Origin of the sequence: Staphylococcus taiwanensis, from assembly GCA_020544305.1 — a bacterium.
GTDB lineage: Bacteria > Bacillota > Bacilli > Staphylococcales > Staphylococcaceae > Staphylococcus > Staphylococcus taiwanensis.
On sequence record CP058667.1, the window covers coordinates 1,056,967 to 1,068,546 of the forward strand.

Below are 11,580 nucleotides of genomic sequence, written 5' to 3' on the forward strand. Positions count from 1 at the left end.
AGGAGGCGACATATTGACACGGAAGTATATTTCTACAGAATTATTAATAATTTTTACTGCATTAATGATTATTGCTAACTTTTACTATATCTTTTTTGAGAAAATAGGCTACCTATTTGTATTACTTCTAGGATGTATATTAGTTTATGTTGGATACCTTTACTTTCATAAAGTAAGGGGTCTATTAGCGTTCTGGATTGGGGCGTTACTGATTGCATTTACGTTACTATCTAATAAGTACACGATTATAATCTTATTTATTTTCCTTGTTTTAGTTATTATTAGATATTTAATTTTCAAATTTAAACCGCTAAAAGTCGTTGCTTCTGAAGATGAAGTAACTTCGCCACAATTTATTAAGCAAAAATGGCTTGGTGAACAACGTACGCCTGTATATGTTTACAAGTGGGAAGATGTTCAAATTCAACATGGTGTGGGCGATATTCATATTGATATGACAAAAGCAGCGAATATTAAAGAGAATAATACTATAGTTGTAAGACATATTTTAGGTAAAGTACAGTTAGTTGTGCCATTAAATTATAATATTAATTTGCATATGGCTGCATTTTACGGTAACGCTTATTTAAATGGGCAATCTTATAAAGTAGAGAATAATCACATTCAAGTTGAAGAAAAACCTAAAGAAGAAAATTATAATGTGAATATCTATGTTTCAACATTCATAGGAGATGTTGAGGTGATTTATCGATGAATCACTATTTAAGAGCAATAGGTTCAATGCTAATACTTGTTTATAGCATGTTAACCGCGTTCTTATTTATAGATAAAGTTTTCGTAAATATTATTTATTTTCAAGGGATGTTTTATACACAAATTTTTGGTATACCCGTCTTTTTATTTCTAAATTTAGTCATCATCTTACTTTGTATTATTGTGGGGTCTATATTAGCTTATAAGATTAACCAACAAAATCATTGGATAAAAGCTCAAATTGAACACGCTATTGAAGGTGAAACGGTTGGTATTAATGATCAAAATATTGAATTATATAATGAAACCATTGATATTTATCAAACTTTGGTACCGTTAAATCAAGAATTACATCGTTTAAGAATGAAAACACAGAATTTAACTAATGAAAATTATAATATGAATGATGTAAAAGTAAAAAAAATTATTGAAGACGAGCGTCAACGTCTTGCACGAGAATTACATGATTCAGTAAGTCAACAACTTTTCGCAGCAAGTATGATGCTTTCAGCTATAAAAGAAACTAAATTAGAAGCACCATTAGATCAGCAAATTCCTGTTTTAGAAAAAATGGTACAAGAATCACAGTTAGAAATGCGTGCGTTATTATTGCATTTAAGACCTATTGGGCTTAAAGATAAATCATTAGGTGAAGGAATTAAAGATTTAGTCATCGATTTACAGAAAAAGGTTCCTATGAAAGTAATTCATGATATCCAAGATTTTAAAGTTCCTAAAGGAATAGAGGACCACTTATTTAGAATTACGCAAGAGGCAATATCTAATACATTGAGACACTCTAATGGTACGAAAGTAACAGTCGAGCTTTTTAATCAACAAGATTACTTATTATTAAGAATCCAAGATGACGGTAAAGGCTTTAATGTTGATGAAAAAGTTGAACAAAGTTATGGATTAAAAAATATGAGAGAACGTGCTTTAGAAATTGGAGCAACATTCCATATTGTGTCATTACCAGATTCTGGAACGAGAATTGAAGTTAAAGCACCATTAAATAAGGAGGATGATTCATATGGCGATTAAAGTATTATTCGTTGATGACCATGAAATGGTTAGAATTGGGATTTCAAGCTACTTATCGACGCAAGCTGATATTGAAATCGTTGGAGAAGGGGAGTCAGGCAAAGATGCTATTGCAAAAGCACACGAGTTACATCCAGATTTAATCTTAATGGATTTATTGATGGATGATATGGATGGTGTTGAAGCAACTACTCAAATTAAGAAGGACTTGCCACATATTAAAGTTGTCATGTTAACAAGTTTTATTGAGGATAAAGAAGTTTACAGAGCTTTAGATGCTGGTGTAGATAGTTATATTTTAAAAACCACAAGTGCGAGTGATATTGCTGAAGCGGTACGTAAAACATATCATGGGGAATCTGTGTTTGAACCAGAAGTATTAGTGAAAATGAGAAACAGAATGAAAAAACGTGCTGAACTTTATGAAATGTTAACGGAACGCGAAATGGAAATATTATTATTAATTGCAAAAGGTTATTCAAACCAAGAAATTGCTAGTGCATCGCACATCACTATCAAAACAGTTAAAACACATGTAAGTAATATCTTAAGTAAACTAGAAGTACAAGATCGAACGCAAGCAGTTATTTATGCTTTCCAACATAATTTAATTCAATAAAATAACGAGGCTGAAACACATAGTATAGCTAGTGTTTCAGCCTCAATTTTATTAATCTTCTTACTTATCTTCTTCGTTTTTAGAGAATTTATCTTTAATTTTATCTGTTAAAGATTCTTGTTCATCTTCACGATCATCTGGATTTTTGTCGACTTTATAATCTTCATCTTTTCCAGGAGCGGTTTGTTTATATTGATACGTTGTATCTTCGTTATAATGATTTTGGTTATTATCATCATGATCCAACGCCGCTTCTTCAGGTGTTTGGCCTTTAATAACATGTCTTTGATGAATAATCGCATTAATTTCAGCACCAATAATAATGATGAAACTAGTTAAATAAAGCCAAATTAATAAGATAATAATTCCAGCGATACTACCATAAGTTTTAGAATAATTACCAAAGTTAGAAATATAGAAACCAAATGCAAATGAGCCAAGTAACCAAATAACAGCAGTGAAAATAGCACCAGGTAAAACAGATTTTAATTTTGTTTTTACATTTGGTGCGACTGAATAAAGTATAGTGAATAAAATTAAAATAATGATTAACGGTAAAACTACTCTGATTAAACTAAATATCCATTTCACTTGACTATCTAAACCTAATGGCCCAAATAAGAAGTGAGCAATTACTGAGCCCATTGTTGGTAATGCCATTGCAACTAAAAATACGACACCTAAAACAATAGTAAAAATAACACTCAAAAGTTTTAATAGAATACCGTTACGGTTATCTTCTACGTCATATGCTACATTAAATGAGTTCATAATGGCTGTCATACCATTTGATGCTGACCAAATGGCCAAAATTAAACCAATAGACAGTAAGCCACCACTTGAATTTTTAGTAACATCGTTAATAACACCTTTAATTAAGCTTGATGTATCAGCTGGTGCATTACTTAAAAGACCTGTAATTTGACTTTGGTCTAAATTAAATAATGGTAATAGTGTTAATAAGAAGATAAGCATTGGGAACATAGCTAAAACAAAATGATAAGTCATTTGAGCAGCTAAACCTGATGCATCATCTTTACCAATACGATAAATAAGATAAGAAATAAAATTAGATTTCTTTGTATACTTTGCAGGTTTATTTAATCGAGAAACAAAGAAGACTTGATTATCTTTCTTTGGTTCTTTAGATTGAAATTCTTGAGGTTCAACATATGTACGATCAACCTTGATTTTGTCTTGTGATTCTTCTTGTTTTTCTTTTACTGAATTAAGATAATTCGAATTTGATTGGTTTTTCTTTGACATAACAATCTCCTTTGTACAATCAAAACATTATTGAACTTTAAAACTTAAATAAAAAGAGCGGGACTGAAATCTATTCAATAAAGATTTCGTCGTCCCGCTCCGGCAATGCATAGATAGTTAAGAATCAAATTTAAATGTTTAACCTATCATGCTTTAGAAATAAATATAAAGCTGGGATTAGTTGTAATCGATTCAGCTTCTTAATAAATCAATTATTTGCCGATACGATTATTTTTACGATCAACGAAAGTATCTTTAGCATCTTTAATTGATTGCTCTAATTCTGGATTGTTACGACGAATTTCTTCGATAGTATCTTTCCAATATAATACTTCGTCTTTAATAGAACTAATTTTAGAAGGTTTACGAGAACGATTGCCTTCTTTCATATCTTTGACAGATTGTACTAATGCGTTACGAGTAGATTTATCTGCTAATGTAGCAGCTCCACCAACGATAGCACCAATTAAAATACCAGGAATTAATTTGTTTTCCATTTTATTTACCCCTCTTTCAAATTTGCATCTTTTATGATGAAATCAATTAGATTGTCACAAGATGATTGTACCATTTCATACACGCCTTCGAAATTATTCGTGTAGTATGGATCTGGTACATCACTCTCTTCCATTTTACTAAAATCTAATAGTTTGAACAATTTTCCTTTTAGATTAGGATTGATAGATTTGATATTATCAACATTACTTTGATCCATAGCGATAATGTAATCAAAATCATCATCAGGCTCAAACAACTCACTTATCATACCATCAAAAGGTATATTATGGCGATTAAGAATATCTTGTGTACCTTCATGAGGAGGCTCACCAAGATTCCAACGTCCAGTACCTCTCGAATGTACAGATACACCTTCAACGTTTCGATCAATGAGTCGTTGACGCATAATTGCTTCAGCCATAGGAGAGCGACATATATTTCCAAGACAAACAAAAGCTACATCTACCATCTTGTATTCCTCCAAATTATAATATATAAACCATTTTATAGTTATTTTGTAGATTTAGAAAGTCATAATAATTCTGAATTCGCTAAAAGTTTGTTAAATTTCAATACTTTGATAAAATATTGAAATAAAGAGGTGATAGTGTGGCACAAAGTAATGAAGAAATGATTGCAGATATTAGAAAAAAATTAAACATTGTTAATCAAGGGTTACTTAATCCAGATAAATTTAAAGATTCAAATCAAAAAGATATTGAAGAGATTCATAGTTTTGTGATGTCTAAAGACTCATTTTCACCAAGTGAAGTGACAGCAATTGCAGATGAGTTAGGTAATCTACGTCAAGACTAAAGGAGGAAGATTAAATGACACAGTTAAGTTATGAAGAGAAATTACAACAATATGCTGAATTATTAGTAAAAGTAGGCATGAATGTTCAACCTAAACAACCTGTATTTATAAGATCATCAGTGGATGCAGTTGAGTTAACACGCTTAATTGTTGAAGAATCTTATAAAGCTGGTGCGTCTGACGTCAGAGTGGTTTATGGTGATCCTAAATTAAGTCGATTAAAATTTGAATATGAGACAGTAGAAACGTTTGAGAACGCGCCAGTAAAATCATATGATGTCGAAGAACGTATGGATTATGCTAATAGAGGCGCTGCTAATTTAGCTTTACTTAGCGAAGATCCTGACCTTCTAAATGGTATAGATTCAAAAAAATTAAATGCATCACAAATGAAATATGCGCAAGCATTTAAAGGTTACATGGAAGGAAGCCAAAAAAATAAATTCCCATGGGTTGTGGCAGCTTTTCCTTCTAAAGCTTGGGCAAAACGCGTATATCCTGAACTTTCTGAAGACGAAGCTTTTGAAAAATTTGTCGACGAAGTATTTGATATTGTACGAATAGATGGCAATGATCCAGTTGGAAATTGGAAAAAACATGTTGAGAATCTAAGCGTTCATGCAAATAAGTTGCAAGAGAAAAATTTTAAAGCATTGCATTATTTATCTGATGGTACGGATTTAGTAGTAGGTTTACCAGAGGGGCATATTTGGGAAGATGCTACAAGCTATGTTAATGGTGATCAACAGCCTTTCATCGCGAACATTCCTACTGAAGAGGTATTCACTGCACCAGACCGCAATAATGTAAATGGTCATGTCACTAACAAATTACCATTAAGTTATAATGGCAATATTATCGATGGTTTTACTTTAACATTTAAAGACGGTGTTATTGTAGATTTTAAAGCGGATAAAGGTGAAGATGTGTTAAGAGACTTAATTAATACAGATGAGGGTGCTAAACGATTAGGTGAAGTAGCCTTAGTACCTGATGATTCACCAATCTCTAATCGTAATACAATTTTTTATAACACGTTATTTGATGAGAATGCGTCATGTCACTTAGCTATTGGTTCAGCTTATGGATTTAATGTTAAAGGTGGCACTGAAATGACGACTGAAGAGAAGATTGCCAGCGGATTAAATGATTCAAACACACACGTAGACTTCATGATAGGTAGTTCAGATTTAACGATTTACGGCATTCATCATGATGGCAGTAAAGAATTAGTTTTTGAAAATGGGAATTGGGCACAATAACTCATTGAAAAGATAATAAAACATAAAAGGGGAAAATTTAATGTCAAATTCTCAAGAAAATAGCAAATCAATGTCAGAATCAAAAAGTGTTAAAGCTAAGCAAGTCTTTCCACAAGATACAAACCACCATCATACAATGTTTGGCGGTTCTCTAATGGCCAATATTGATGAGATTGCTGCTATTACAGCTATGAAACATGCTAATGCACAAGTAGTCACTGCTTCAACTGATTCTGTTGATTTTCTAAGACCAATAAAAACTGGGGATATTACATCCTATGAGGCAATGGTAAGCTATGCAGGTACTAGCTCTATGGAAGTATGCGTGCAAATTGTAATAGAAGATGTCTTAAACAAAGAAAGACATTTAGCGGCTTTAAGTTTTTTAACATTTGTAGCATTAGATGATGATGGTAAGCCAGTACAAGTACCACATGTCTATCCAGAATCTAAAGTTGAAAAATGGTTCTATGAAAGTGCACCTAAACGTGTGCAGCGTAGAAAAGATAGACGTGAAGAAAGTAAAAGTACGATTGAATTTCTATCAAATGTTCAAAATATAGAAGAAGTATAAAAAGCGTCTGAGACAATAATTGAGTGCACCCCAAAAGTTGGACTTGAAATCTAACTTTTGGGGTGTTCCTCATTCTCAGACGCTTTAAGTATTTTTAAATAATCCAGAAATACTTTCATATAAATTAGATACTAGTTACAAACTAAGTCTTAATTAAACATATTTTCTGTATGCATTTCGAGTTCTTTTTGCTTAAAGTCAGTATTAGGATAATACATATTTTTAACTAATACATTAGGACCTAGACAATGAAAGGCCTCACAATGACAATTTAAAGATTTAGCTAAATCTGAAGTAAGCCATTTATCAAATACATCAGTGAGTTTATCACGTTTAATATTTGAAATCGTTCCATTTTCATCTCCGAAGTCAGTGACTATGACGTCACCACTAAACACATTGACATTTAAACGACTACGTCCATCCGGATCATTACGTGTTGTCACGTTTCTAGCATCTCTAAGTCTTTGTAACAGTGCTTGATCATCTGCATCATTAATACATGGATAGATAGGTAATGTTCCAAATAACATCCATACATCTTCATTTCGGATATCGAGTAAATGATGGATAGCTTGTTTCATTTCTTTCAATGATAGAACATTTAGTTGACTAGCAAAATCAGCTGGATACATTGGATGAACTTCGTGTCTGCTACATTTCATATCATTCACAATTTCATTATGTATTTTATCTAGATAGGGTAAAGTGCTTTGATTTAACATTGTTTCAGCTGATACGAACATGCCTTGTTCTGACAAAGTGCTCGCATTATCCAACATTTGTTCATATAATTTTAATTTAGCTTTTAAAGGTGGTTGTTTCTTCATTGCTCCGAAACCAACATCTGTGAATTCTTGAATTGTTCCCCAGTTATGAGAGATATGCATGACATCTATATATTCAGCTATATCTAAGTATCTATCTTGAGGAAGGGTTAAGTTAGAGTTCATTTGCACGTATATACCACGGTCTTGAGCATATTTTAAAAGTGGCTTCACAACATTTTTTATTGATTTTTTTGAGAACATAGGCTCGCCACCAGTTATAGACATCGTACGCAAATGAGGAATTTCATCTAATCGTCGATAAATAATATCCATTGGAAGTGGATCAGGGTCTTTAGTTTGTAGAGTGTAACCAACAGCACAATGGCTACATCTCATATTACATAAATTTGTAGTTGTAAACTCAATATTACTTAATGTTAATTTGCCAAATTCCTCCATGTCATTATAAGATTCCCAAGGGTCATTGGAAATGGAGATTGGCATTTTTTGATTTGTCATCAACATATATATTACTCCTAAACTTGTAAAATTCCTTTAACCGTTGCTAAAAAGTACATTAAACATTATTAAGATTATATCTCTTTTTGTCAAATTCTGTTAGGATGAAATTAACGTTTTTGTTAAATAAATTTTGAACATTAAAGGAGATTATTTTAAATGGATGAACAACAAACAATTGATCAAATTAAATCACGCTTATCAAAGTTTTTAGAAGACATCGATCATGTAAATCCTGATGAAGTAAGTGTAGAAGATATTGATGAATGGATTGGTTTATTAGACCAATTGGAAGAAAAAGTTAAACAGGTATCAAACTAAGACGTATTAATCGAATATGTTTAATACCTTTTAAAATCGTGTATATACTAAATATAATTCGATGTAGAAAGGTGATACACATATGACTAAAAAAGTAGCAATTATTGTAACAGATGAATTTGAAGATATTGAATTAACAAGTCCTAAAGAAGCTATTGAAGAAGCTGGATTTGAAACAGTAATCATTGGTAATACTGCCAATTCAGAAGTAGTTGGTAAGCATGGCGAAAAAGCTACAGTTGAAGTAGGTATTGCAGATGCGAAACCAGAAGATTATGATGGTTTATTAATCCCAGGTGGCTTTTCTCCTGACCATTTACGTGGCGATGCAGAAGGTCGTTTTGGTGCATTTGCTAAATATTTCACTAAAAATGATGTACCAACATTCGCAATTTGCCATGGACCACAAATTTTAATTGATACAGATGATTTAAATGGTCGTACTTTAACTGCAGTATTAAATGTACGTAAAGACTTATCAAATGCAGGTGCGAATGTAGTTGACGAATCAGTAGTAGTCGATAAAAATATCGTAACTAGCCGTACACCTGATGATTTAGATGATTTCAACAGAGAAATTGTTAAACAACTACAAGATTAATAACATCAATAGAAATGATATTAGATGACAATTTATTGGAATTGCCACTAATGAGTGAAAGACAAAATAATATGATGAGGCTACACTGCAAATTCGCAGTAGCTGACTGAATTGAGAAGGAGGCCTATATTAAGCTCTTCTCAACTCTAGTTACCCTTGCACGGGGGTGGAACAATGAATTTAAATGAATTCTGTTCTACCTCCGTTTTTTTTGTATGTTTCATTAATCATTGTTCTAGTCATAAATGCTATCGAGATAAAGTTGTAAGATATTCTAAAGTTTTTAACTAGTACTTTTATCTAAGGGTCAGCACATCAACTATGCCCATGAGTAAATATTAATCAATCGCAAGTATTAAATGTAGTACACCCCTGGACTGATTTTTAGTGATAAATATAGATAATTATTTAAACTACTGTTAAACTCTCAATTATAGAGTGAGTTTAAGTAAAGGAGCTAGCGCATGAAAAGAAGCCAAAGAATGAACAACTCGCCTGAGGGACATTCGAATTTTCGTAATGAACCTCATTATAATACGTATTATCAACCTGTAGGTAAACCACCTAAAAAGAAAAAAAGCAAACGTATTTTTTTAAGAGTATTTATCATTTTAATCATCATTTTTGCACTTTTTACTGGCTTAATGTATTTTTTATCATCAAGAGCGAATGTTGATGATTTACAGACTATTGAAAATAAAAGCAGCTTTGTTTCTGTTGATAACATGCCTGATTATGTTAAAGGGGCATTTATATCTATGGAAGATGAAAGATTCTATAAACATCATGGATTTGATGTCAAAGGTACCACGCGTGCACTTTTCTCTACAATAGGTGAACATGATGTACAAGGTGGTAGCACAATTACCCAACAAACTGTAAAAAATTATTACTACGATAACGAAAGATCATTTACACGAAAATTAAAAGAATTATTTGTTGCACACAAAGTTGAACAGCAATATAGTAAAAATCAAATTCTAAGTTTTTATTTAAATAATATTTATTATGGTAATGATCAATATACAATTGAAGGTGCGGCTAATAATTATTTTGGAACCACAACAAATAAAAATAACAATAGTATGCCTCAAATAACTGTACTTCAAAGTGCAATACTGGCTAGTAAAGTGAATGCCCCAAGTGTATATGATATTAATAATATGTCGGATAATTATAAAAATAGAATTAAAACTAACTTAGAGAAAATGAAACAACAAGATTATATTACAAGTAGTCAGTATCAAGAAGCGTTATCACAACTCAATAATTATTAAGCTTAAATAAAAAAATAAATAATTTGAGAATTAATATTGTCATTCCTTCAAAGTAAACATTTTTTAATGCCAACTTTGAAGGGATTTTTTTAGTGTGAATTATTTTGTCTTAGTACGACAGTAATATAAAATAATACATATTATAGTGATTATTTTATTTTCGTAAAGGAGGGTGAAAAATGCCGAAAATTACAAAAATTGAGGTTCAAAAGAAAAACAAAGAGCGTTTTAATTTATTCCTTGATGGTGAATTCGAGATGGGGATAGATGTTGATACATTAGTTAAATTTAATTTGAAAAAAGATCGAATTGTAGAAGTATCTGAAATGGAACAAATTCAAAAATATGAACATTATCGATTAGGTGTTAATATAGCGATTCAATATTTATCATATAAAAAAAGAACTGAAAAAGAAGTGCGACAGCATCTTGAAAAAAGTGAAATAAATGAAACAGCTATTCAGCAAGTTATAGATTATTGTTATAAAGAAAAATACATCAATCATGAAGATTATGCAGAGAGCTTAAAGAATACAATGATTAACACAACTGATAAAGGGCCAGAGGTTTATAAGCAAAAATTGTATCAAGTTGGTATCGAACCTCAGATTATTAATAAATATGTTGAATTATATGAAAATGAACAACCAATAGAAGCTGTAATTAATGTTGCAAATAAAATATTGAAAACGAAGAAAGGTCCTGCAGTTAAACTAAAACAAAAAGTACTACAGAGTTTGTTGCAAAAAGGGTATTCAATGGAAGTAGCTCAACAAGCGCTTGATGCTCTCGATTTCTCTCAAGATGATGAAACAATAGACCAATTATTACAAAAAGATTTAGAAAAATTATATACGAAATATCGACGAAAATATGAAGGTCGAACATTAGTTATGAAAACGATAGAGTCACTTATGAGAAAAGGGTATAAATATGATAAAATTAAAACTAAATTAGAAGAAAGTGGTATTTCAGATGAATAATAAAAAATTAAGTGAAATGTCTGAACAAGAACTAAGACATGAGATTCAAACTTATAAGGAAAAAATGCGTAAAGCTGAAATGAATGGCATTATGAATGAATATGATGTTTATCAAAGTAAGGTTATTGTTGCTGAAAGTTATATGGTTGATCGCACTAAAGTAGAACTAGGCAAAATGTATAAATTATTAGATGGTAGCGACCAATATTTTAAAGTTGAACGCTTGAAAGGTGTTTTTGCTTGGGGCTATAGAATCAACAGTTCATCACCTGAAGAAGGTTTGCCACTCGCATTATTAAAAATTTAGAAGGATGTC

Annotated in this window: 15 protein-coding genes; 11 read left to right on the forward strand and 4 right to left on the reverse strand. The window is 31.3% G+C overall.

Annotated elements, in window-relative coordinates; all coding sequences use genetic code 11:
* The first annotated feature begins 13 nt into the window (after positions 1-13).
* Genes HYI43_05030 through vraR form a run of 3 tightly spaced genes read left to right on the forward strand, consistent with a single transcriptional unit; the run spans position 14 to position 2,377 of the window.
* Positions 14-715: a cell wall-active antibiotics response protein gene (locus HYI43_05030; protein ID UDI77936.1), complete on the forward strand. Its 702-nt coding sequence runs from the start codon at positions 14-16 to the stop codon at positions 713-715.
* The gene (locus tag HYI43_05035; protein UDI77937.1) at positions 712-1,758 is read left to right on the forward strand and encodes a sensor histidine kinase; all 1,047 of its coding nucleotides are present in this window, start codon (positions 712-714) and stop codon (positions 1,756-1,758) included. Before HYI43_05030 ends, HYI43_05035 begins: the two co-directional genes overlap by 4 nt.
* Complete coding sequence (gene vraR / locus HYI43_05040) at positions 1,748-2,377, forward strand: two-component system response regulator VraR (GenBank protein ID UDI77938.1); 630 nt, start codon at positions 1,748-1,750, stop codon at positions 2,375-2,377. The genes HYI43_05035 and vraR overlap by 11 nt, the downstream gene beginning before the upstream one ends.
* 60 nt (positions 2,378-2,437) lie before the next feature.
* Here the strand turns inward: vraR and HYI43_05045 are convergent, their stop codons facing one another.
* From HYI43_05045 to HYI43_05055, 3 genes are all read right to left on the reverse strand, one after another.
* Positions 2,438-3,643, reverse strand: coding sequence for a YihY/virulence factor BrkB family protein (locus HYI43_05045; GenBank protein UDI77939.1), 1,206 nt, complete (start codon positions 3,641-3,643; stop codon positions 2,438-2,440).
* Between the two features lie 212 nt (positions 3,644-3,855).
* Positions 3,856-4,140 carry a YtxH domain-containing protein gene (locus HYI43_05050; GenBank protein ID UDI77940.1) on the reverse strand — a complete coding sequence of 95 codons (285 nt, stop codon included), beginning with the start codon at positions 4,138-4,140 and terminating at the stop codon, positions 3,856-3,858.
* A 5-nt stretch (positions 4,141-4,145) separates the two neighbouring features.
* Positions 4,146-4,610 carry a low molecular weight phosphotyrosine protein phosphatase gene (locus HYI43_05055; GenBank protein UDI77941.1) on the reverse strand — a complete coding sequence of 155 codons (465 nt, stop codon included), beginning with the start codon at positions 4,608-4,610 and terminating at the stop codon, positions 4,146-4,148.
* 140 nt (positions 4,611-4,750) lie between these two features.
* Between HYI43_05055 and HYI43_05060 the strand changes: the two genes are divergently transcribed.
* Genes HYI43_05060 through HYI43_05070 form a run of 3 tightly spaced genes read left to right on the forward strand, consistent with a single transcriptional unit; the run spans position 4,751 to position 6,793 of the window.
* Positions 4,751-4,957 carry a DUF1128 domain-containing protein gene (locus HYI43_05060; protein ID UDI77942.1) on the forward strand — a complete coding sequence of 69 codons (207 nt, stop codon included), beginning with the start codon at positions 4,751-4,753 and terminating at the stop codon, positions 4,955-4,957.
* 14 nt (positions 4,958-4,971) lie between these two features.
* A complete protein-coding gene (locus HYI43_05065; protein UDI77943.1) occupies positions 4,972-6,219 on the forward strand; it encodes an aminopeptidase in 1,248 nt (415 codons plus the stop codon).
* A 40-nt stretch (positions 6,220-6,259) separates the two neighbouring features.
* Positions 6,260-6,793, forward strand: a complete 534-nt coding sequence (locus HYI43_05070) for an acyl-CoA thioesterase (GenBank protein ID UDI77944.1) — start codon at positions 6,260-6,262, stop codon at positions 6,791-6,793.
* Positions 6,794-6,942: 149 nt separating this feature from the next.
* On the opposite strand, the gene yfkAB is transcribed toward HYI43_05070, so the two are convergent.
* Entirely contained in the window at positions 6,943-8,088 is a 1,146-nt protein-coding gene (gene yfkAB / locus HYI43_05075; protein UDI77945.1) for a radical SAM/CxCxxxxC motif protein YfkAB, read from the reverse strand.
* 153 nt (positions 8,089-8,241) lie between these two features.
* Here yfkAB and HYI43_05080 point away from each other — a divergent pair, with 153 nt between their 5' ends.
* From HYI43_05080 to HYI43_05100, 5 genes are all read left to right on the forward strand, one after another.
* Positions 8,242-8,403 (forward strand): hypothetical protein, encoded by a 162-nt coding sequence (locus HYI43_05080; protein ID UDI77946.1) that lies wholly within the window; start codon positions 8,242-8,244, stop codon positions 8,401-8,403.
* An 82-nt stretch (positions 8,404-8,485) separates the two neighbouring features.
* Positions 8,486-9,004, forward strand: a complete 519-nt coding sequence (locus HYI43_05085) for a type 1 glutamine amidotransferase (protein ID UDI77947.1) — start codon at positions 8,486-8,488, stop codon at positions 9,002-9,004.
* Between the two features lie 464 nt (positions 9,005-9,468).
* The gene (sgtB, locus tag HYI43_05090) at positions 9,469-10,281 is read left to right on the forward strand and encodes a monofunctional peptidoglycan glycosyltransferase SgtB (protein UDI77948.1); all 813 of its coding nucleotides are present in this window, start codon (positions 9,469-9,471) and stop codon (positions 10,279-10,281) included.
* A 179-nt stretch (positions 10,282-10,460) separates the two neighbouring features.
* A complete protein-coding gene (gene recX, locus HYI43_05095; protein UDI77949.1) occupies positions 10,461-11,264 on the forward strand; it encodes a recombination regulator RecX in 804 nt (267 codons plus the stop codon).
* On the forward strand, positions 11,257-11,571 hold the full coding sequence (locus HYI43_05100; GenBank protein ID UDI77950.1) for a YfhH family protein: 315 nt from the start codon (positions 11,257-11,259) through the stop codon (positions 11,569-11,571). Before recX ends, HYI43_05100 begins: the two co-directional genes overlap by 8 nt.
* The last annotated feature ends 9 nt before the right edge of the window (positions 11,572-11,580 follow it).